Raw genomic sequence first — 21,033 nt, 5'->3', positions numbered from 1 at the left:
CCGACGGGGTGGGGCGGCTCTGGGGGGGGGCGGGGGCCCCCGGCGTTGGTGTGGTGTTCGGTTGTTCACCGGTGGATCAGCTGTGCCTGCCCGGTCGGCGGTAGGCGATCAGGCACAGGGCGCCGCCGGCGAGGATGGAGAGGGCGCTGAGGCCCACGATGAGCGCGTTGGACGACGAGCCGCCGGTGGGAGGAAGCGGGCCGCTGCTCGACGACGACGAGGTGGGGGTGCGGGTCGGGCTCTTCGTCGGTGTCGGGCTGCCGGACGTGGACGTGGACGTGGTGGGAGAGGGCGAGGGCGTCGGCGTCGGGCTCGGCGAAACGGTGGGTGACGGGGAGGGCGACGGCGACGGGGAAGGCGACGGGGACGGAGATGGTGACGGGGAAGGCGAAGGCGACGGCGACGGCGACGGCGACGGGGAAGGCGAAGGGGACGGAGACGGCGAAGGCGAAGGCGACGGGCTGGGCAGGATCACGCCCATGTCGAGGTCGAGGTCGCGCTGGCCGCCCCGGAGGGTGACCGTCTGGGTGAGGCCGGTGGTCTGGTCGGCGTCCGAGTCCTTGGCCGGGTCCGTCCCGGCGCCGCGCCTGGTGACGGTCGCGCCCTTCGGCAGGGTGGTCAGGTCGAACCGGACGGCGTAGCTGCCGTCGGGCAGCTTGTCGAACAGGTAGTGGCCGGTGGTGTCGGTCACCGTGGTGACCGGCTTGCCGTCCTTGTCGCGCACGGGCTGGTCGTTGCCGTCCAGCAGGTGCACCGTGACGCCGGGGATGCCGGGCTCACCGGGCTTCTGGATGCCGGAGCCGTCCAGGTCCTGCCAGACGAAGTCGCCGAGCGCGTTGTCGGAGGGGGCCACGCGCGTGACGGCGACGCCGACCTTGGCGGGTTCGGCGGGCAGCAGCTGCCGACCGGCCGCGTCGGTGGCGGTGAAGGCGAAGCTGTTCCACGCGTAGTCGCCCGCGGGGGCGTCGTAGGACGCGACCATCGGCCAGGTCAGCACGAAGGACGCGCCGGAGGCGAGGGTGCCGGCGCGGTGGACGCGGAACCACGTGGCCGTCCCGGGAGCGGGGAAGGTGGTGCTCCACACGGCCGCGCTGTTGCAGCCGTTCCGGGTGGCGAGTGCGGTCTCGATGCAGGGGTTGGGGTCGGTGGTGTACTCGATGACCACGGTCGGGTCGCTGCTGGTGATCGGCTGGCTGAGGGACGGGGTCCAGGCGCTGCCGCGGGCGGCGCCCTGGGTGAGGACGTAGGTGTCGCCGGGGGTGGGGAGGCGGTCGTAGGCGATGAAGTCGGTGACCGGGTCGGGGGAGTCGTTGCGGACGGTCATGCGGTAGGAGATCCGGCCGCCGGGGGTGGCGGTGCCGATGCTGACGTAGTCGGCGTCGAGGTCGCCCTTGACCTCCTTGTAGGAGCGGAGCACCGAGGGCGCGTCCACCCGGATCCGGGAAGAGGCGTGGCACAGGAGCTCGGTGGTGTCGCCGTTGCCATTGAGGTCCAGGAGGTCCGGGGTGCTGCCGCTGTCGGAGCCGGAGAACATGCACGAGACGGGGGCGTCGGGCCGGTCGACGGTCACGTAGACGTCGTTGGTGAGCTCGCCGGCGCGGATGCTGCCGGCCACCTGGACGTCGAAGAGCATCCGGTAGGCCAACGCGTCGTGGAGGTACGTCATGTCCGGTGCGCCGGCGGGCCACTGCATCCTGAGGATCTGGCGGCCGTCGGGGCCGGGGGTCACCGTGATCGACTCCGGGGCCCTGGCGTGCGGGTAGTTCGGGTCGGGGCGGGCCGAGCCGTCGAGGTAGACGACGCCGGCGGGCAGCACGTCGTAGAGCACGAGCGGGCGGCCGAGGTCGCGGGCGCTGCGGTTGTAGGGGATGACCTGGAAGGTGGCCTTGCCGCCGGGGGCGGAGAGCTCACCGGCGACGGTGGTCTTGGCCGCGCCGAGGTTGGTGGCCTGGGTGATGGCGGTGGAGGCGCAGGCGTTGGCGGAGGCGTCGTTGGTGCCGTCTGTCGCGGTGGTGTCCACGCAGTTGGTCAGCCGGTCGGGTGCGGGGCGCCCGTCGTGGCCGGGGGTGGCGACCTGGGTGACCAACTGCACCGCGTTGCCGGGGCTCCAGCCGGTGGGGATGGGGCCGTTCCAGGTGAACCTGAGGCCGTCCAGCCACCGTCCGGCCGGGATGCCCAGGTCGTCGCGCGAGGGGTCGCCCGCGCCCCGGACGAAGGTGATCCGTCGGTTGGTGGAGCCGTCGAACGGGCTGGACGGCGAGAAGGTGAGCCAGGTGGGGTTGCCATTGAGGCGGTACTGCAGGGTCAGCTCGATGCTGTTCGGATTCCAGGGCTCCAGCTGGAGGGACTGCGGGAAGATCCAGTTGTAGAGGCCGTCGGTGGTGCCGGCGCCGGGGTCGGTGATGATGAGGCTGGTCGCCGGGCCCGAGGTGTTGGTGGCCGAGAGGCCGAAGGAGTTGAGGTCGCCGTTGGTCGTGGTGTCGCGCCAGACCTTGCTCGCCGTCACCACCACGCCGGTGGCCGGCGGCCTGAACTGGCCCGTCGTGGTGGAAGCGGTGTCCAGCTTCCGCTCGCTCTCCGTCAGCGGGGCGCCGAGCAGGTCCACCGTGTTGTTCGAGGTGGTCCCGTTCGGGAAGTCGGCCTCGGGGTAGTGGACGACCAGCACGCCCGGCACGCGGCAGCCGCCGCGTCCGTTGCCGGAGGTGAACGCCCCGAGGTCGTAGCCCCACGTGTTCGGGCCCGGCGGCACCGGGGACCAGCCGGGCGAGCGGCCGGTGTCCACCACCGCGCCGGGCGGCAGGCTGTCGAGCAGGCGGCCGGTGTCCAGGTCGACGTTGGGCACGTTGTCGGTGGCGCAGGTGCTGAACTGGTAGGTGACGGTGCGTCCGTCGCTGCTGGAGGTCTGGATCCCCTTGGTCACCGTGTACTGCGGTTGCACGGCGGCCTTGGTGTCGGCCGTGGCGGTCTGCGAGGTCTCGCCGGTGGCGCTCATCGTGGCCGAGTTGGTGGAGGCGGCGCCGTTCGGGGTGGTGAAGTTGGGGTACTTCATCGTCACCGTGATGGTGGCGGTCGTGCCCGGACTGAGGTTCTTCAGCGTGATGTCCATCGTGCCGCCCATCGCGCCCGGGGCGGGGACGGTGGAGGCGGCCTCGTCCACCGAGGACGGGTCGGGCGTCCAGCCGACGAACTGCATGTTCGACGGCAGGGTGTCGAGGATCCGACCGCCCGTGCACTCGGTGATCGAACACGTGTAGCGCAGGGTGTAGGTGACGTTCTCCCCGGGGGAGGCGGTCGCCTTGTCCACGCTCTTGGTGAAGGAGATCGCGGCCTGGGCCGGTGGCGCCAGCACGCTGCTGCTGAACAGCGAGCCCGCCACCAGGGCCAGGACGGAGGCGATCCGCCCGGTCCGGAAAGGAATACGCATGCCGAGCAGTTCATCCGATCGTCTGATCGATTGCTCCGACGGCGCGAGGGCGATCGGGGGCAATTCACCTGCTCAGCGGACGGGCGGGCCCGGATCACGGCACGGAGGGGACCGACCGGAGGGCCTCGGCCGCGCCCTGGCGACGGCCCGTCAGAGCGTAGCCCCCCGCGCCCGTCACTCGATCGGCCGGTGGCCGTATCCGATGACCGGGCGGGCCTGTTGGTATGGCATCGATTGGTAGGCCGGTGCGCGACTGCTTTGGACACCATCCGGCGACGACAGCTGCAGAAGAAGGCGGAATGCTCCAAATCTCAGTCGAGGACTCCGAGATCGACCCGGGGGAGGCCCATCGGTGGCACCTGGTGTCCCTGACCGGTGACGGCGGGCCCGCCCCGCGCCGGATGACCGGTTACAACCAGGCGAAACATTTCACCGTGGCGCAGCACGCCCAGAGCATCGACGAACCGATCCGGTCCTACGTCGCGGCCAGCTTCGAGCTCCCCGGCCGGGTGGACCCGGACGCGCTGGAAGGAGCGTTTCTCCACCTGGTGCGGCGTCACGAGGTGCTCCGGGCGGTCTACCAGCCGCTGGGCGGGGACCTGGGCTGCGAGGTCCTCACGCCCGACGAGGTGGCCCTCAAGCACGTCTACGTCGGCCCGTTGGAGACTCCCGCGGAGGTCACCGGGCACCTCCAGGGCGCGTTCCAGGAGGTGGACACGCTCGCCTGGCCGCTGATCACGATGGGCGCGGTCGTCCGGCCGGAGTCGACCACCGTCTGGTTCTCGTGCGACCACCTCGTCACCGACGGGCTCTCCAGCGCGATCGCGGTCAACGACCTCATCACGGCCTACCGGGACCTTGGCGCGGTCGAACCCGCGCCCGGCGCGGTCCAACCTCCTGGCAGCTACCTGGAGTTCAGCCGCACCCAGCGCCGGGCCAACCGGGCGATGAACGCCGACGACGCGCGGCTGGACTACTGGCGGGCGTTCCGTGACCGCAACGGCGGCCTGTTCCCGCGCTTCCCGCTCGACCTCGGGGTCCGGCCCGGCCGCCTGTACGCGCCGGTGGCGAGCACCGAACGGCTGCTGACCGCCCGCCAGGCCGAGGAGTTCGGCGCCGCCTGCCGGGCCCGTGGCGGACGGCTGTCCATGGGGCTGCTCGCGGCCGGCGCGGTCGCCCTGCGCCGGCTGGGCGGGCCGGCGGAGTACCGCGGGCTGGTGCCGGTCAACGAACGCGGTCGGGGCGTCTACGCGGAGTCGATGGGGTGGTTCATCAACACCCTGCCGGTCGCGTTCCCGGTCGGGGAGCGGGCGGAGTTCGGCGAGGTGCTGGCCGCCGCCCAGGACGCCTACGGGCAGGCGCAGGCGAACGCCGGGGTGCACTTCGTGAAGGCGTGGCGGCTGCTCGCCCCGGCCGAGTACGCGCGACTGCACTACTGGCCGCACGCGGTGAACTTCTTCTCCTACATCGACTTCCGCCGACTGCCCGGCGCCGACCTGCACACCGCGCGGCGCGCTCGGATGCACGTCTGGGTGTCCGGCTGCAATGGGCTCCTGCACTGGCTGCACCGCACCGACGAGGGCCTGTTCGTCAACACCATCCACGTCGACACCCCGCAGGCCCGGGCCACCAACCGGTCGCTGCTGGACGGGCTCATCGGAGTGCTGACCGACGTCACCTGAGAGCCGCGGCTAACGGTCCAGGACCGACAGCAGCACGTCCACCAGCCGCGGGGGCCCGGCCGGGGGGGCCGGCGCGGGGCGGGCGTGCTCACGGGCCCGTCGCGCGATCTCGGCGCGGCGGGCCGGGTCGGTGAGCAGCGGGACGATCGTGTCCTGGAGGGCGCCGGAGGTGGCGGGGCCGATCAGGGCGACGGCCGCGCCGGCGTCGGCGAGGTGCCGCGCATTGTGCTCCTGCTCGTTCCCGGCGCTGGTGGCCAGCGGGATGAAGACGGCGGCCTTGCCGAGCGCGGTCAGCTCGGCGAGCGTCCCGGCACCGCTGCGGGAGACCACCACGTCGGCGAGCGCGAGGACGTCCGGGAGCTCCGGGCCGACGAAGCCGGTGACCAGGTACCGGGCGCGGATGTGCTCCGGCAGTGCGGCGACCCGCGCCCGCAGCCCGGCCTCGTGGGCGGGCCCGCACTGGTGGACGACGTTGGCGTGGCCGAGCAGCCACGGCAGGATGTCGCTGACCAACTGGTTGATCTGCTGCGAGCCCTGAGCACCACCGGTGACGTACACGGTGGGCGCCTCGCGGTCGAAGCCCCACAGACCGAGGGCCTGCACGGCCTTGCCGGCCTGGCCGGTCAGCACCTCGGGGCGCACGGGGTTCCCGGTGACCACGGCGTTGGGCCGGGCGGCGTCGGGGAGGAACGGCAGCGTGGACCCGGAGGAGACCGCGACGCGGGTGGCCATGCGGGCCAGCGCCCGGTTGCCCAGGCCGAGCCGGACGGTCTGCTCGTGGACGACCAGCGGCCGGTGGCACATCCGGGCGGCTAGCCCGACCGGCACCGCGACGTAGCCGCCGGTGCCGAGCACCACGTCCGGGTCGAACCCGGCGACCGCGGTGCGGGCCTGGGCGACACCGAGGGGGACGCGGCCCATGTCCTTGACGTTGGCCGGCGAGATCAGCTTGAGGGGGTTGGAGCTGCGCCGGATCTTCCCGGTGGCGACCGTCCTGAACGGGATGCCCTCGGACCCGGCGACACGGGCTTCGAGACCGGCGGCGGTGCCGATCCACAGCACGTCCAGGGCGCCGCCGGCCGCGGCGAGCCGCGAACGCAGGGTGCGGACGGCGGTGAGGGCCGGGTAGGTGTGCCCGCCGGTCCCGCCCCCCGTGACGATCAGCCGGAGGGGGCGGCCGAGGCGGGAGACGAGAGCAGTGGTATCGGGGGTCACGGCTGGAACATACCAGCTCCCGAAGGGGCTTCTGGCAGCGGAAGCTGACGAAGCGTCGGCGGTGGGCCACTTGTCGCTCCGATGCGGCCCACCTCGGCCGGTGAAGCCCCTGTTAGCCTGATCGGCATGATCATGAGGAGGGCCGGGCAGCGGGCGCAGGGCGGGTCGGGCTCCGGTCCGGAGCGGGCTCTGATCGCCGCGAGTTTCGTCAACAGGGTGGGCAACGGTCTCTTCAACACCGCAGCCGTCCTCTACTTCACGTTCGTGGTGCACCTGCCCGCCGCACAGGTGGGGGCCGGCCTGACGATCGCCGGCCTCTGCGGCCTGGCGGCCGGCATACCGGCGGGGAACCTCGCCGACCGGTACGGGCCGCGCGCGATCTGGCTGACGAGCCTCGCGCTGCAGGCCGCAACGATGGCGGCGTTCGTCTTCATCGACAGCTGGCTCGCGTTCACGCTCGTCGCCACGCTGGACCGGCTGGCCGCCACGGCGGGCGGCGCCGCGGGCGGTGCGCTCGTCGCGCGGGTCGGCGGTGAACGTCCGGCCGCCTTCCGGGCCAGACTCCGGACCTTCGTCAACCTCGGTGTCGTCGTCGGCACCCTCGGCGCGGCCTTCGCGATCCAGGTCGACACGCGCTCCGCCTACACCGGCCTCATCCTCGCCAACGCCGCCAGCTTCGCCTGCGCCGGACTGATCGCGTTCCTGGGCGTCCCGAACTACCGGCCCCTGCCGCGGCCCGAGGAACACCGCCGGTGGTCCGTCCTGACCGACCGGCCGTACGTGTCCTTCGTGGCGATCTACAGCGCCATGGGCCTGCAGTACCAGACCGTCTCCCTGCTCCTGCCGATCTGGCTCAGCGCCCACACCGACGCACCGCGCTGGACGGTGGCCGCGGTCTACGCGATCAACAGCGGCGTCTGCGTGCTGTTCCAGAGCCGGCTCGGCTCGAAGGTGGAGACCCCGCGGCAGGGCGGCCGCGCCTTCCGGCTCGCCGGGCTCCTGTTCCTCGTGAGCTGTCCGCTGATGGCGCTGACGGCCGACGTCCCCGCCTGGGTGGCTCCGGCGCTCGCCGGGCTGGCCGTGTGCATCCACAGCATCGGGGAGGTGTGGGAGTCGTCGGGCGGCTACGCGCTCGGCTTCGGCCTCGCGCCCGACCACGCCCAGGGCCAGTACCAGGGCCTCCTCGGCATCGGCTTCGACGCGGGCCAGGCGCTCGCCCCCGTGGTCCTGACCGGAGCCGTCCTCGCGCTCGGCCACCCGGGATGGCTGCTGCTCGGCCTGTTCCTCGCGGCCGTGGGCGCGGCGGGACCGCCGGTGGCCGCGTGGACGGAGCGGACCCGGCCCGGTGAGCCGGGTCCGGAGGCTCCTGTGCGGCGTCGACAGAATGAGTCCCCGCTGGAGGAGGCGGACCGCTAGCCTCCCTCAGCCGAGCGCCGCGGCCACAGTGGGCGACCACTCCTGACGACCGTCCGACTGCAGGGCTGAGCCCGACGGCGACGGCCCATGGGGAGAACGACGCCACGAAGACCCCGTGACGCCGACGTCACGGGGTCTTCGTGCCGGACTCTGTGCAGCCATCTCAAACGGTGGTCGGGGGATCTTGCGGCGGAATCGCTCCCAACGAGGACGGCGACCTCCAGGCCCGATTCGATGGTTCCAGTACCGAGTTCGCCATCGGTTCCCTCAGCGACCACCAGTCCCCGCTCTCAATCTCGGAGCTCCCCGACTGCTCCGACTTCGAGCCGTACGAGGCCTGCGAGCCCGACGACTCGTCCGAGGACCGGCGGCTGCCGTAAGCCCACAACCCTCTCGAAGTCAGCTACCGACCGCGGACGCCCGGTTGGACGGGTAGACCGTGGCGGTGGCCGGTCCGACCGCGACGGCGTTGTGGTCAAGGTGGTTGTTCCGGTCCTGCGCCTCTTCTGGGACCGAACTGCGCCCGTTCGCCTGTGCGACGTCCCAGTTCGAATGGGCTGGCTCCCACGCCGACGCACCGAGGCGGAACTAAACCCCCGCCCGATCAGCTCGTGATCGCCAACGAGATGGAGGGGGCTCTCGCCACGTGCGCCAGCGACGACGGACCTGATCGACGGTTCGGCAAGTAGATCCTCGCGGCGAAGAACAGGATGACCGGTGCACCGGATCGATCGCCCAACAGGTCGGCTTGGGCTGATCGCCGGTATCCCCAACGCATCGGTGTTCCAAAGGCGTACTCTGCTCTCCTCAGTCGACCCGGGCATGTGGGGAGGGGCAGTGGGCGAGAGTGCGGAGATGGCCCTGCGGTTCGAAGACGAGGCCGAACTCGTCGACTCAGAAAGGGAGATGGAGTTCCTGCTGGAGGAACTCGCAATGCTCGAAGGGGTGTCGGTGGTCCATCGCCCGTTGGGGGCCGCACCAAAGGGCTCACGCGCCGGGGACCTTACCTCGTACACCGAGCTGATCCTCGGAGTGGCCGGGGCACCCACGCTACGGGCGCTGATCACGCTCACCCAGGACTGGCTCACCCGCCGCAACTCCGGCACGATCGAGCTCAGCGTCGGCGACGACACCCTGCGGATTACCTCTGTCGGACGCACGGACCAGCGACTCGCCGTCGAAGGCTTCCTGGCCCGTGCAGCAGCAGCACGCACAGCGCAGTCGGCCGACGAGCCCGACGAGCCCGACGAGGCGGGGGACGACGACAACCGCGATGACTAAGCGTGCGCTGATCATCGTCAACCAGCACTACCTCGATCCCGGGCTGACCGAACTGCCCGGGGCCGCCGCCGATGCAGAACAGCTCAAGAGCGTGCTGGCCGATCCTAAGATCGGCGGCTTCACCGTCGATGTCGTCGCCGAGGGCACCGCTCATGCCTGCCGTCGGGCCATCCAGGCCTTCTTCAGGAGCGCCACCAAGGACGACATCCTGCTTCTGCACCTGTCCTGCCACGGCCGGAAGGACTCTCGCAACCGGCTTCACTTCGCGGCCTCCGACACCGAGATCGACGTGTTCGAAGCAACGGCGGTCAGCGCCGAGTTCCTGGCCGACCAAATGGAGCAGAGCCCGAGTCATCGGACTGTCGCTCTACTCGACTGCTGCTACAGCGGAGCCTTCACGAGGGGCCTGCGTACCCGCGCCGGGGCTGAAGAGGTCGACGTCGGCGAACCGTTCTCAGGCCGTGCGCAGGTGGTCATCACCTCGTCGACCTCCCTACAGTTCAGCTACGAGAGTGAGAGCCGCAGCCGGGGCACCGAGCCGTCGGTATTCACCTCGGCCGTCGTCGCCGGCCTGCGTGACGGCTCGGCTGACCTCGACAGGGACGGCTACGTCTCCACCGACGACCTCTACGACTACGTGCACGACCGGGTGAGTTCGAACCATCCGCAGCAGACTCCGACCCGGACCGTGAACGCCGCCGAGGGCAGGCTCTACCTGGCCCGTAACCCGCGTGGGTTCGTCGCAGACCCGGCGATCTCCGAAGGGCTTCGCAGCGCGATCCTCGCCACCGAGGAGTGGCCACGGGTAGGGGCCCTCCACGAGCTGGAGCGGTTGCTCGCCAGCGCGCGTGCCGACGTGCGGAGAGCGGCCAAGGAGGCGCTGCTGCACCTGGTCCACGCCGAGCACACCAAGGTCTCCCAGAACGCGACGCAGCTGTGGCAGTGGCGGGGCCTCGGAGTAATCCCCGACCGGCCGTCCAGGATCGACCGCTCGGTCGCTCCGGGCGATCGGATCGTGGCCATCGACTTCGGCACCACCAACTCCTCCATCGCGGTGTTCACCGACGGAGAAGCCCAGATCGTGCCCAACCGCTGGGGCTTCCCCACCACGCCGAGCATGGTCGCCATCGACGCGGACGGGAACCGCTTCTTCGGGGACAACGCGGCAAGGCTCGCCGAGAGCGATCTCGCCGCAGTTGTCCGGAACGTCAAGCTAAAGCTCGGCACGGACTGGAGACTGGAGCACCAGGGCGCCTCCTACTCGGCCGAGCAGGTCGCCTCCTGGGTCCTCGCCGAGCTGCGGCAAGACGCCGAGATCGAGCTCGGACAACAGGTCACCCGAGCCGTGATGACCATCCCGGCGGGCTTCACCGCCCGGCAGCGTGCCGCGCTCACCGCGGCCGCCGCGCTGGCCGACCTCACTGTGATCAGGATGATCAACGAGCCGACCGCTGCTGCGATGCCGTTCTCCCTGGAGGGCGAACGCGAGGAGACGGTGATCGTGTTTGATCTGGGCGGGGGCACCCTGGACGTGACCCTCGTCGAGATCTCCGACGGCGTCTGCGACGTCAAACGGACCGGTGGCGACAGCTCCTTGGGCGGCGCTGACTGGGATCAGCGGATCGCCGACCACATGACAGCCGAGTTCACCGCGCTCCACGGCGTCCGCCCCACCGGCCGGAACGCTCGTCACAGGCTGCTGGAAGCAGCCGAACGGGCGAAGAAAGAGCTTTCGTACACGTCGAGCACCCGGATCACCATTCCCCACCTCGTCACCCAGGCGAACGGATCGCTCCACCTCGACCTCACACTCACCCGTTCCCGCCTCGATGAACTCACGGCCGATCTGCTGCAGCGCTGCCGGGCAGCGTTCAACCAACTCCTCGAACCTGACCAGTACGGCTTCCCCTACCCAATCGAGGACGTGGACCGCGTGGTCTTGGTCGGTGGCGCGAGCCGGATCCCAGCGGTGACCGACCTGATCAGCGAGCTGAGCGGACAGGCACCCGATCGTGACATCATCGTCGAGGGTGTCGTCGTGGGTGCTGCGGTGCAGAGCGGCGTGCTCGTAGGTGACCAGCGCACTGGGCTGCTCCTGGACGTTGCCTCGCACACCCTCGGCGTGTGGACCAGTGACGGGCGGTCCGCCACCCTGGTCGACCGGCACACCACCATCCCGACTAAACGTTCGGAACTATTCACCACCGCTGTGGATGGCCAGCCCCGGATCGCCATCGGGGTACTCGAAGGCGAGCACACGGACGCGGACCGCAACGAGCTCCTCGGCATGCTGCAAATGGAGTTGACGCTCAGTCCCGTCAAAGGCGTCCCGCAGGTGGAGGTGACGTTCTCCGTGGACGCCGACGGGATGCTGACGGTCACGGCACACGACCGGGAGGTCCGACTACCCCCGCTACCGAAATACGTGTCGCCTGCGAGCGCCGGGCCCGAGCACGGACGGTTCGACTCACACCCGGACGAGGTCGCCGACCTGCGTGGCTCGGACTTCGTCGAGAAGGTCAACGCGGGCTGGCATCGAATGGCCGCGGAGTTCGGGCTCTTCGACGAGGAGCGCGAGTTTCTGCTCGCGCTCGGCCGCGCGCGCCTCGGGGACGATTCGGACGGTGAGCCGTACGAGGTGTGGTTCCGTGTCCAACTACTCGACGAGTGGGACCTCGTGGGAAGTGAGGTGGACTTGCTGCGGAGTGGCTTCGCGACCCTCTTCACTGATCGTTTCGTCCCGGAGTTCACGGTGGCGTCCCTGGACGGGCAGATGAGGATGAGTACCATGGTCTGGGGTGATGGCACGCTCAGCACCATCGTCATTCGCCCGTAGCCGGTGCCCCGTGGGACGGCCACCCCCATCCTGGTCGGGTCGTCTCTGCCGTTGTAACGGGCGAGGAGCGGTGCGATGGGGTGGCTGTTCGAAGAGTTGAAAGCCCGCGAGGCGGCTGCCCGGACTCGGGTGGAGGCGCTGGAAGCCGAGCTCGCCGAGGTGTCCAGGCGGTTGAGTGTGGCCCGCGAGGGGTTGGAGCGTCTGCGAATTGCTCGGGAGACGGTCGCCGAGGTGCTCGCCGAGAGGCCGGCGGTCACGGCGGACGCGAGCGAGACGCGAGTCGAAGGCGTGTCGGTGTCGCCGTATGCGGGGGCGGAGCGGCAGGTGATCGGGGTGCTGACGGTGCCGAACTGGCAGTCCGGCATGGGGGTGGCCTGTTCACCCCCGCTCGCCGCCGGACAGGTTCCTCTCCCAACTCCCGCTGACAGCAGGGATCTTCCGTCTCTACATTCGAAGGTTCACTCGTATCGGGTGCAGGACAAAGGAAGAGCCCTGGAGATGACACCGCACGACACTCATGACACCACTGACCCCTTTGCCCGCTCCCTGAGCGCCTTCGAGACGCTGATAGGCACCCTGTCGGGCGGTGACGCGAGCAGGTGGACCCACGCCGAACCGGAGGAACACCTGGACGCGGCTGGGCGGGACCGGCTCCGCCTGCTGCAGGACCACCTGGACCGTGAGACACCCCGTCAGCCAGACACCATTTCGGTTGTAGCATCCAGTAACTCTCAACGAAATGTTGCCAACGGGGAGCACGCATGACCGCCTCGGTAAACCGCCTTCGCAGTATGTACATACAGACAACAGGCCGAAGCAAGGCCGGGAACGGGATGACTGCCAAGCAGGTGAAGGCCGACCGTGATGCCAGGGCCGGCCGCTTCCTGCGAGGGGAGTACGTCGCCGTTGGATTCAGCCCGGTCCCGGCCGAGTCCGACGGCATCTTCCTGGCGGATCTTCCCAAGGACTCCCTGTTTTTGGCGTTCAACGAGGCATACGCCAAGGAGGGGCCGGCCGTCGCCAACGCCAATGCCCGGATTTTCTGGCGATTTGTCCACGATGTGAATGAGGGCGACCTGTTCTTCCTGCGGGACTATGTGAACAACCTGGCCTGGTGCGGCGAAGTCGGCGGCCCCCATCGGCTTGCTCTGAACGAGAAGGCAGAGACGTACCAGCACCAGTTGCCGGCCACCTGGATCGCGGCCCTGCCGCTGGACGACCGCGGGGTCAAGGACGCCGTCCGCCCCTACAACGGCTGCAATCCGGTGGTCGCCCCCGAGATCCGTGCCAAGCTCCAGCGTCTGTTCGGCCTCAGCGAGGACTATCTGGCCGGAGGCGCAGCCAATCAGGAACGCGTACAGGAGACTCGCCGTGTTCTGGCACGCACCTACTTGACCGCGCACGGTTCGGAGAAGGCCGGCCGGGTGGCGCAGTTTGCGCGCACCGATTACACGGCCTCCGAGGTGCAGGTGCAGGCGTCGACCCAGGCGGCCACGGCGAAGGGCCACAATGAGCACAACGAGGCCAGAAACGATCTACTGGCGTGGCTCAGGCGTGAGCTCGGCCCGGACAACATCCGCGAGCCGCGGTCCACGAGTGAGCGTCCCGCCTTCGACCTGCTGGTGGACCTGCCGGACGACCGGTCGGTCATCGAGGTGAAGTCGCTGAACGACGCCAACGAGGAGGAGCAGCTTCGGCTGGGAGTGGGGCAAGTACTCGACTACCGCAGCCAGATGCACAGGGCCGGACGTGCGGCCACGGCCGTGTTGTGGGTGTCGAGGATGCCGTCGGAGGCGGAGCGTTGGCGGGACCTGTGCGCCGAGGTTGGGGTGAGGCTCGGTTGGCCGGGTGAGGAAAGGAAGATCTTCTGGCTTCGCTGAGCTGCGACGTTTCCGCACGTAGCGTCCGACAAGGCAACTGCCGGGGAGGGCCTGTCGGCGCCCCGGTAGTCGGCGGCGATCAGTCGGGGCCGCAGCCGGTAGCGGGGATCATCCTGCCCGTAGAGGGCGGGGATCAGCGCAGCCGTGGTGGCGGCGCGCTGCAGATGGGCGATCACGGCCTTCCCTTCTCGGACGGTCGGACGGCGGTGCCCGGCGGCGCGGGCTGACGGGCACGAGGATCCGTAGGACCTGCGGTTTGGCCCGGCCGCCTATGGGCGGTAGCGCTGGCAGATGGAGCTGCGGGAGTCCGAGACAGCACCTGCTTCTGATTCCTTACTCTGGGTGCTTTCGATTTACGCGCTGACTCCGTGGCCAAGGGTACGGAGGCGGGCTGAAGTTTGGACAAACAGGCGCTATGGCAATGGCACGCGCATAGCCGAGGGTGCTCGCTGCGTACTTCTTCCCGCAGCGTCGAGTTCGGAATTGTCGTGTGGATCGTCAGCTGTGCAAGGGGGCTGGAGGAAAACTGACAGGTCAATATCTGGCCATTTTCCAGACGTGATAGGCGTACTGAGCGGCCGCCATGGATTGGGGCTCATGAGTCGTTATCAACTTCACTGCTACCTAAGCATTGATTCTTCATCGGGCATCCACCTGTAGCGACCTCAGGCTTGGCCTCGGATCCGAGCTGGGCGGGAGGGCTGTCGTCATGCTTCTCGCGAAGGAGTGGCCGTTCAAGTTGATTGGTGAACCAATGCGCATTGTGATCGATTGTCTATGGAAACCAATTTTCTGGACTGCTATCGAGATGCGGTCGAGGTCGAAGGATGGGACGCTAGATGGGTGATGTGCTCATCGGTCATTTGACTAAGGAGGACCCAAATGACACTCAGTGATGAGGCTGCGGTCCGAGTTGAAAGAGTTGAGCGTAGATCTACGCAAGGAACTCATGGGGGCTGGGTGTTCCAGGCCCTCGAGGTCGTCCTTAAAGGTCACGGAGGTTTCACGCAGCCGCTCAATGCGGCGGGGCTGGGGCTCAACGATAAGAGTGTGGTGTTGACACAGATCTGCGAGCTCGGCCCCAGTGCGGACGGTGAGCTGGTTCCCGTGATGGGCGAGGCCAGCATGAGGATCGACAACGTTGCTCAAATGGGCGATGTCGTTTGGGTGAGGGGTTCCGTGGGCTGGGATTCAGACCTGGCTTTCCGAATCACCCTGTTCGCAGTTCTGTGAGAAAGTGGCGCGTTGAATTGCGAGCTTGGTTCGCCGGCGCTTCTGTTGATGTAGGAAGCCCGGTTGCCGGTGTCGGGCTGTCTGCCGGGAACGATCAGTAGGGTGACGTCTGGGCGTGCACATGAGCGGCAAGGTAGTGTCGGATGCTGCCCTCGTGCTCTGGAATGTAGGGGGCAGCCGTCAGTGGTGCGGTAGGCCAGAGCAGGGAGCGGCGATCCGGACGTCCGTCCGTCAGTCAGACGAACGGGTTCTCGGTGGGGCGGTCGGTGCCCGTCGCGGCGGCCAGCAGCTCGGGCAAGTCGGTGGGCCCGCAGGGGCGCTGGTCGATCCACCAGCTGGCCCCGGTGACGGTGCGGGCTTGGTCCTTGATCTGCTCCCACTCAGGTTCCGGCATGCCGCGGTCCAGGACGAGCGCCGTGTTAGGAAGCGGAGAGCACCTGGTGGCGGCAGCGGACGCCCCAGGCGATGCCCTTCTCGGTCGAGTCGTCGCCTTCCTTCGCCGCGCGCCAGCACTCGGTGCACTCCTGCGTGGCCAGCCACTCGGCGAAGCCGGCGCGGCGGCCGGTCGGGCGGTCGTCGAGGTCCCGTTCCGCGGTGTGCCCGCACGAGTGGGTGATCTGCCAGATCTTCTTCACGGCCATATGTGCTCTGCTCCTTGGCAGATGGGGTGGGTGGTCAGTGGTGCCGCTGGCCGCGGATGGGCGGCGCCGTGGGCAGGGCGGGCCGGCGCTCGTACTCGGCGCGCAGCTGGGCGAGCCGCTCCTGGGCGCCGGGAAACACGTGGGCCCGGGCGCGTTCGCGGGTGTCGGCCGGGGTGGGCGGTGTGCCGGTCGGCGAGGTCACCGCGCATCGCCCGGACCTCTTGCACATAGCCCTCGGCCGTGGTCGCGATGTAGCGAAGGCGCGCCGCGTAGTGTGGATCGGACGCGCCGCCCAGTCCCTCCCGCCAGGAGGCCGCCTCCTGGAGGAGGCCGACGAACCTGGTCGAGGACCCCGTCATCGGGTGCGGTCAGCTCGCTCAGGGCATCGACGGCATGGCGTGCCCGGCCCCCGCGATGGCCTTGGTGACCTGGGCCAGCGACCGCGATGGGGGAAGTGCCGGTGCCGCGTGGACGGAGCGGACCCGGCCCGGTCAGCCGGGCGACGGGGCCCCCGACCCGGTCGATCAGGAACCGATCGATCAGGAATCGAGAAGCCGCGCGGAGGCCCGCGACGTAGCGTGAACACGTCGCCGGGAGATCCGGCACCCGGTGATCGACAGCCGGGCAACGTCGTCAGGAGGACCCATGTCGTACGCCGTCGACTTCAAGAACGTGTCCACCGTCGGCCTGGAGTCGTCGCCGGTGGCGGAGGCGCTCGCCGGGCTGCGGGCCAACGAGGCGCGGTACTTCAAGAACAAGTACGACCACGAGTTCACCGTCCTGCCCGCCGACGAGGCGCCGGACGTGCTCGGCCTGGTGAACCGCATCCTGTCCGAGGAGCGTGACATCGTCATCGGCTCCCGGCCGCTGGAGGTGACCTCCTTCGAGGCGGGCGGTATCCGGATGATGTACGTGTTCTACGAGTCCGGCCTGTCGATCAACGTGATGTACGGGATCGAGGACGGCGGGAAGCGCGCGGTGGGGTTCAAGCTGTCGGAGGGCATGGACGTCCCCGAGGAGCTCGCGTCGAAGTTCAAGTTCGCGCGCCAGAAGTCGAAGCTGGCCGGCGAGATCCGCGGCTCCTTTTTCGTGATCAAGGGCGAGTACTGAGCCTCCACCGGTGCTCCGGGGCCCGCTGCTCGCCGCGGTGACCGTCTCCTGCTACCGCCGCCGGCACCGCCGGCCGGGTGACCCCGCGGTGTTCCGTACGGGCGGGGCCTGACGGGGCGTCGGACAATTCGGATACGATCCGCCCTCCACAGAATGGACCGTATCCCCATGACCCGCCCCTCCAGACGCCTCTGGGGCGTCCTCCTGGCCCTGCTCACGGGCCTCCTGACGCTGTGCGCCCAGCCACAACTCGCAGGCGTCGCCCCCGTCGCCGCCGTCTCCGGTGTCCACCGGCAGGCGGACACGATCCAGCTCAATCCGGCCGCCCAGCAGGTGGTGGTCGGCCAGACCGCCACCGTCACGGCCGTCGTCACCGCGGCCGGCAGCCCCCAGACCGGGGTTTCGGTGAGCTTCCAGGTGACCGGTGGTCCGAACAGCGGACGAACCGGCACCGCGACGACCGACGCCAACGGCAACGCCGTCTTCATGTACTCCGGCACCGTGGCCGGTACCGACAGGGTGCAGGCCACCGTCGGCACCGACACCTCGAACCCGGCCTCGATCGAGTGGGACACGACGCAGGTGGGCCTCAATCCGGGCACCCAGTCCCTGGTGGTGGGGTCGACGGCCACGGTGAAGGCGACCGTCGGCCTGCAGGGCAACCCGGTGTCCGGTGTGACCGTGACCTTCTCCCTCGCCGGGCCCAACGGGCCGGCCTCGATGCAGGCGACGACCGACGCCACCGGTTCGGCCACGTTCACCTACACCGGCGCCGTCCCCGGCACCGACACCGTGCAGGCCTCGATCACCGACCCGGTGGGGCACACCCAGACCTCGAACCCGGCCACGGTGCAGTGGAGCACGCTGGTGGTCACGCTCGCCCCGGGCGACCAGAGCGTGACCCTCGGCGGCACGGCGAGCGTCAAGGCCACCGTCACCCTCAACGGGAACTTCCAGTCGAACGTCCCCGTCTCGTTCACCGCCACCGGGGTCAGCGGCACGGTGACCGGCTCGGGCGTCACCGACGTCAACGGCGGTGCCACCTTCGCCTACAGCGACACCGGCACGACGGCCGGCCACGACTCGGTCCAGGCCTCCGTCCAGGACCCGGCCAACCGCACCCAGACCTCCAACCCGGTCGGCGTCGAGTGGACCGCCCCGGCTCCGGAACCGGTGGTGTTCCTGGCACCGATCACCCAGTCGGTGGAGGTTGGCGGCACCGCGACCGTCGACGCGACCGTCACCCTGAACGGAGCGCCGGTCGTCAACGGCTCGATCACCTTCCTGGTGAACGGCTCGCCCTTCGGGCCCTCGACGACCACGGACGCGAACGGCCACGCCACGTTCACCTACACCAGCAACACGGTGGGCCCGGACGCCGTCACCGCCACCGTCCCGGGCTCCTCGAACAACCTGGTCACCTCCAACCGCGTCACCGTGCGCTGGACCGCGGTGCCGGTGGTGGCGCTGGTCCCGGCCTCCCAGTCCCACGTGGTGGGCCAGTCGGCGGGCCTCACCGCCACCGTCACCGTGAGCGGCGCGGCGGTGCCGAACACGACGGTCACGTTCCTGGTCACCTCGGGGCCGAACGCGGGCGTCACCGCGTCGGTCGCGACGGACGCCTCGGGCAACGCGCCGTTCTCCTACACCGGGACCGGGGCCGGTACGGACGCCGTCCAGGCCGCGGTGGTGGACCCGGTGAACCACACCGACTACTCCAATGTCGTCCAGGTCGTCTGGGCCGCCGACCAGGGGATCACCGCGACCGGCACCACGCTGAACGAGCGGCGCCACAGGCCCTTCACGGCCGGCGTCGCCACCTTCACCGATCCGGACGTCGGCGCCACGGCCGCCGAGTACACGGCGACCATCGACTGGGGTGACGGGACGACCGGCACCGGCACCGTCACCGGCGGCACCGGCGGCCCCTTCACCGTGACCGGCACCCACACCTACCGTAGCCGCCGGACCTTCACCGTGACGGTGACCATCACGGACCGGGACAACGGCGCCAACACCGCGAGGGCGACCACGACGATCCACGTTCGCTGACGGGTCCTTCAGGTCTCTCGGTTCCTTCAACCGGCCAGGAAGGACGACACCTCGGCGAACGACACGGTCGTGTCGGGCTGGAGGCGCGTGGTCTCCCCGCGGAAATTGCGCACCTCCAGCCAGCTCTGCGGCGATGCCCCCGGCAGGACGTCCATGAGCTTCCGCACGTCGGCCGGCCGGTAGACCATGAACTTCTTCGCCGGTCGGTAGTACGACGGCTGGACGTCGAAGCGCAAGTCCACGGCCGGGTACGGCGACCGTCCCCAGTCGGCGTAGGGCAGTGCGGCGTGACCGTGAATGCGGGCGTCGACCAGCACCTCCGGGTCGTCGTCCCCGATCTCGCAGTCGAAGACGGGGACGGCGGTCGCCACCCGCGCGGCCGCCCCCGGGGTGGCGGCACAGGCCCGGCCCAGTGCCGGCGAGCAGAACAGTGCGGTGTCGAACGACCCGACCGGGCCCGGCAACGGCACCTTGTGGTGGGACCGGCCGTCGAAGGCGAGGTCACGCCGGGGGGAGAGGAACTCCAGGAACGCCGCGACGGTCTCGTCCCGGTGGCCGGCCGCGCGCACCGCGAAGCGGACCGCGCCGCGTCCCTGGTCGCGCAGGACGTAGTACTCGTAGAAGCCCATGGGGTGGTCGGGTGAGTGCTCGCAGCGGTAGACGTCGTCGAAGCCGTCGACCGGTACGTACCGGATTTCCGGGGCGTACGGCCCGGCAGCCCTGGCGAGGACGTCCAGCACCGGTGTCCCGGCCTCGGCTTCCGCCGGGTCGTGGGGCGGGTCCACCTCGGCGAAGCCCTTGCGGAGACGGTCGTTGACCTTGCGTGCGGCGTGGCGCCGCGCCTGCTCCTCGTCGTCGAGCGTCATCGTGCTCGCCTTGCCCGGGGTGCGGTCGGATCCCCACCTGAGGAAGCAGCGGATCCCCTCCCGGCGAATCTCCCAGTAGTCGAGCCTGCCCGCCTCTTGCCGCTCGAACCGCCGCCATGTGGTCATCCGGCCTCCTCCACGTCCCACGGCCCGACGCCGTCGGCGCTGTCGAGTACGGGCTCAACCGGACGGTGTGCCGGGGACCACAGGCCGAACCACTGCTCGGCGCCGTACTCCTCGAAGCGGGCCGCCTCGCTGAACCCCAGCTTCGCGGCGACGCGCAGCGAGGCGGCGTGGGCGGTCCGGGTGCAGAGCACCACCGGCTCCCCGGGGAGCGCGTCGGCGAACCAGTCGAGTGCGGCCGCGCACGCCTCGGTGGCGTATCCACGTCCCCACGCCCGCGGCAGGAACATGTAGCCGAGCTCGGCCTCGCCGCCTTCCGGGCGGACGTGGCCCGGGCGGTCCGCGCCGCGCGGATCGAGCGTGATCATGCCGATCATCGCTCCGTCGAGCTCGACCACGAAGAAGCCGAAGCGTCGCCCCGGCACCTCGGGCACCGCACGCTCCAGTTCGTCACGCGGCCGGGCACCACCGACGTAGGTGCCCACCTCCGGCGAGGCGAAGAGTTCGATGAACGCCGCGCGGTCCCGGGCCTCGGACGCGCGGAGCACGAGGCGCTCGGTCCTGATCGGGGCGGGCGGCCAGGCGACGGGGGCAGGATCGGTCATGGCGGGCAACCTATCGCAGGCCGTCCGCCGAGCAGGAGCCTCACATGATGGTGGACCAGGCACGATGTGTCGGTGCCGTCCGTCATGCTCTCACCGTGACGACCCTGAACGACGGCGCCCAGCGCCACGGCCGCCCGGCCCAGCCCGACCTGTCCGATGCGCTCGCGGTGATCCGGGACACCGACTGGGCCGCGCTCAAGCACGCCTACGGGCCGGCGGAGGACACGCCCGCGCGCTTGTTGCAGCTCCTCGACCCGGAGCCCGAGACCCAGGCCGAGGCCCTGGGGATGCTCGACATGTCGGTGCTCCATCAGGGGTCCCTCTACAGCTCGACCGCACCGGCCGCGCTGTTCGTCGCCGCGATCCTCGCGGATCCCCGCACGACGGCCCGGCACGAGAGCCACTTCCCCTGGGACGAGCGCAGCCGCCCGCTGCGCGCCGCGCTCGTCGACTGGCTGGGCCAGGTCGCGGAGTCGGCGGGCTGGGGGGAGTTCGCGGAGGACGACGAACCGGACGCGGAAGAAGTCGAGGAAGTCGAAGAAGTCGAAGCAGACGAAGAAGACGAAGAAGACGAAGAAGATGCGGAGGACCGGGCAGCAACTGCGGCCTGTCGTGCGATCCGGCCCACGCTGTACGCGGCGGTCGTTCCCCACCTCACCGCCCCGGACC

At 69.9% G+C, this 21,033-nt stretch carries 16 protein-coding genes and 1 pseudogene; 10 read left to right on the top strand and 7 right to left on the bottom strand.

The window, feature by feature from the left end:
• Nucleotides 1–76: 76 nt before the first annotated feature.
• Nucleotides 77–3,424, bottom strand: coding sequence for an SdrD B-like domain-containing protein (locus ACFV4F_RS37680; RefSeq protein ID WP_380509608.1), 3,348 nt, complete (start codon nucleotides 3,422–3,424; stop codon nucleotides 77–79).
• A 299-nt stretch (nucleotides 3,425–3,723) separates the two neighbouring features.
• Here ACFV4F_RS37680 and ACFV4F_RS37675 point away from each other — a divergent pair, with 299 nt between their 5' ends.
• Complete coding sequence (locus tag ACFV4F_RS37675) at nucleotides 3,724–5,106, top strand: condensation domain-containing protein (RefSeq protein ID WP_380509605.1); 1,383 nt, start codon at nucleotides 3,724–3,726, stop codon at nucleotides 5,104–5,106.
• 9 nt (nucleotides 5,107–5,115) lie between these two features.
• On the opposite strand, the gene ACFV4F_RS37670 is transcribed toward ACFV4F_RS37675, so the two are convergent.
• Nucleotides 5,116–6,321 (bottom strand): glycosyltransferase, encoded by a 1,206-nt coding sequence (locus tag ACFV4F_RS37670; protein ID WP_380509603.1) that lies wholly within the window; start codon nucleotides 6,319–6,321, stop codon nucleotides 5,116–5,118.
• A 126-nt stretch (nucleotides 6,322–6,447) separates the two neighbouring features.
• Between ACFV4F_RS37670 and ACFV4F_RS37665 the strand changes: the two genes are divergently transcribed.
• The 6 genes from ACFV4F_RS37665 to ACFV4F_RS37640 all read left to right on the top strand — a co-directional run bounded on the left by ACFV4F_RS37665 (nucleotide 6,448) and on the right by ACFV4F_RS37640 (nucleotide 14,967).
• Nucleotides 6,448–7,737: an MFS transporter gene (locus tag ACFV4F_RS37665; protein ID WP_380509600.1), complete on the top strand. Its 1,290-nt coding sequence runs from the start codon at nucleotides 6,448–6,450 to the stop codon at nucleotides 7,735–7,737.
• 855 nt (nucleotides 7,738–8,592) lie between these two features.
• A complete protein-coding gene (locus tag ACFV4F_RS37660; protein WP_380509597.1) occupies nucleotides 8,593–9,018 on the top strand; it encodes a hypothetical protein in 426 nt (141 codons plus the stop codon).
• Nucleotides 9,011–11,854, top strand: coding sequence for an Hsp70 family protein (locus ACFV4F_RS37655; protein WP_380509594.1), 2,844 nt, complete (start codon nucleotides 9,011–9,013; stop codon nucleotides 11,852–11,854). Before ACFV4F_RS37660 ends, ACFV4F_RS37655 begins: the two co-directional genes overlap by 8 nt.
• Before the next feature lie 75 nt (nucleotides 11,855–11,929).
• Entirely contained in the window at nucleotides 11,930–12,619 is a 690-nt protein-coding gene (locus ACFV4F_RS37650) for a hypothetical protein (protein ID WP_380509591.1), read from the top strand.
• A 68-nt stretch (nucleotides 12,620–12,687) separates the two neighbouring features.
• Entirely contained in the window at nucleotides 12,688–13,734 is a 1,047-nt protein-coding gene (locus tag ACFV4F_RS37645) for a hypothetical protein (RefSeq protein ID WP_380509588.1), read from the top strand.
• Between the two features lie 960 nt (nucleotides 13,735–14,694).
• Entirely contained in the window at nucleotides 14,695–14,967 is a 273-nt protein-coding gene (locus ACFV4F_RS37640; RefSeq protein ID WP_380445266.1) for a hypothetical protein, read from the top strand.
• A 235-nt stretch (nucleotides 14,968–15,202) separates the two neighbouring features.
• Here the strand turns inward: ACFV4F_RS37640 and ACFV4F_RS37635 are convergent, their stop codons facing one another.
• From ACFV4F_RS37635 to ACFV4F_RS37625, 3 genes are read right to left on the bottom strand one after another with little or no spacing between them, the layout of a single operon-like run.
• Nucleotides 15,203–15,361 (bottom strand): hypothetical protein, encoded by a 159-nt coding sequence (locus ACFV4F_RS37635; RefSeq protein WP_380445267.1) that lies wholly within the window; start codon nucleotides 15,359–15,361, stop codon nucleotides 15,203–15,205.
• Between the two features lie 25 nt (nucleotides 15,362–15,386).
• On the bottom strand, nucleotides 15,387–15,608 hold the full coding sequence (locus tag ACFV4F_RS37630) for a hypothetical protein (RefSeq protein WP_380509585.1): 222 nt from the start codon (nucleotides 15,606–15,608) through the stop codon (nucleotides 15,387–15,389).
• Between the two features lie 34 nt (nucleotides 15,609–15,642).
• Entirely contained in the window at nucleotides 15,643–15,810 is a 168-nt protein-coding gene (locus tag ACFV4F_RS37625; RefSeq protein WP_380445269.1) for a hypothetical protein, read from the bottom strand.
• A 443-nt stretch (nucleotides 15,811–16,253) separates the two neighbouring features.
• On the opposite strand from ACFV4F_RS37625, the gene ACFV4F_RS37620 reads away from it, so the two are divergent.
• Nucleotides 16,254–16,718: a phage tail protein gene (locus ACFV4F_RS37620; RefSeq protein ID WP_380509582.1), complete on the top strand. Its 465-nt coding sequence runs from the start codon at nucleotides 16,254–16,256 to the stop codon at nucleotides 16,716–16,718.
• Between the two features lie 168 nt (nucleotides 16,719–16,886).
• Nucleotides 16,887–18,770 carry an Ig-like domain-containing protein gene (locus tag ACFV4F_RS37615; protein WP_380509579.1) on the top strand — a complete coding sequence of 628 codons (1,884 nt, stop codon included), beginning with the start codon at nucleotides 16,887–16,889 and terminating at the stop codon, nucleotides 18,768–18,770.
• A 26-nt stretch (nucleotides 18,771–18,796) separates the two neighbouring features.
• Here ACFV4F_RS37615 and ACFV4F_RS37610 read toward each other — a convergent pair whose 3' ends face one another.
• Both ACFV4F_RS37610 and ACFV4F_RS37605 read right to left on the bottom strand, forming a co-directional pair.
• Nucleotides 18,797–19,762 (bottom strand): WGR domain-containing protein, encoded by a 966-nt coding sequence (locus ACFV4F_RS37610; protein WP_380509576.1) that lies wholly within the window; start codon nucleotides 19,760–19,762, stop codon nucleotides 18,797–18,799.
• Nucleotides 19,759–20,364, bottom strand: a complete 606-nt coding sequence (locus ACFV4F_RS37605) for a GNAT family N-acetyltransferase (RefSeq protein WP_380509573.1) — start codon at nucleotides 20,362–20,364, stop codon at nucleotides 19,759–19,761. Before ACFV4F_RS37605 ends, ACFV4F_RS37610 begins: the two co-directional genes overlap by 4 nt.
• A 95-nt stretch (nucleotides 20,365–20,459) precedes the next feature.
• Here ACFV4F_RS37605 and ACFV4F_RS37600 point away from each other — a divergent pair.
• A pseudogene (locus ACFV4F_RS37600) lies at nucleotides 20,460–21,033 on the top strand (HEAT repeat domain-containing protein); the annotation flags it as partial.

It is taken from the genome of Kitasatospora sp. NPDC059722 (genome assembly GCF_042733235.1).
Lineage (GTDB): Bacteria > Actinomycetota > Actinomycetes > Streptomycetales > Streptomycetaceae > Kitasatospora.
Note: the sequence above shows the minus strand (reverse complement) of the source record. Positions and strands in the feature narration are given on the sequence as shown.

Excerpts from the sequence above, each read along its gene's own strand:
- ACFV4F_RS37680 (WP_380509608.1), bottom strand. The coding sequence starts at position 3,424 with ATGCGTATTCCTTTCCGGACCGGGCGGATCGCCTCCGTCCTGGCCCTG.
- ACFV4F_RS37675 (WP_380509605.1), top strand. The coding sequence starts at position 3,724 with ATGCTCCAAATCTCAGTCGAGGACTCCGAGATCGACCCGGGGGAGGCC.
- ACFV4F_RS37665 (WP_380509600.1), top strand. The coding sequence starts at position 6,448 with ATGATCATGAGGAGGGCCGGGCAGCGGGCGCAGGGCGGGTCGGGCTCC.
- ACFV4F_RS37660 (WP_380509597.1), top strand. The coding sequence starts at position 8,593 with ATGGCCCTGCGGTTCGAAGACGAGGCCGAACTCGTCGACTCAGAAAGG.
- ACFV4F_RS37655 (WP_380509594.1), top strand. The coding sequence starts at position 9,011 with ATGACTAAGCGTGCGCTGATCATCGTCAACCAGCACTACCTCGATCCC.
- ACFV4F_RS37650 (WP_380509591.1), top strand. The coding sequence starts at position 11,930 with ATGGGGTGGCTGTTCGAAGAGTTGAAAGCCCGCGAGGCGGCTGCCCGG.
- ACFV4F_RS37645 (WP_380509588.1), top strand. The coding sequence starts at position 12,688 with ATGACTGCCAAGCAGGTGAAGGCCGACCGTGATGCCAGGGCCGGCCGC.
- ACFV4F_RS37635 (WP_380445267.1), bottom strand. The coding sequence starts at position 15,361 with ATGCCGGAACCTGAGTGGGAGCAGATCAAGGACCAAGCCCGCACCGTC.
- ACFV4F_RS37630 (WP_380509585.1), bottom strand. The coding sequence starts at position 15,608 with ATGGCCGTGAAGAAGATCTGGCAGATCACCCACTCGTGCGGGCACACC.
- ACFV4F_RS37620 (WP_380509582.1), top strand. The coding sequence starts at position 16,254 with ATGTCGTACGCCGTCGACTTCAAGAACGTGTCCACCGTCGGCCTGGAG.
- ACFV4F_RS37615 (WP_380509579.1), top strand. The coding sequence starts at position 16,887 with ATGACCCGCCCCTCCAGACGCCTCTGGGGCGTCCTCCTGGCCCTGCTC.
- ACFV4F_RS37610 (WP_380509576.1), bottom strand. The coding sequence starts at position 19,762 with ATGACCACATGGCGGCGGTTCGAGCGGCAAGAGGCGGGCAGGCTCGAC.
- ACFV4F_RS37605 (WP_380509573.1), bottom strand. The coding sequence starts at position 20,364 with ATGACCGATCCTGCCCCCGTCGCCTGGCCGCCCGCCCCGATCAGGACC.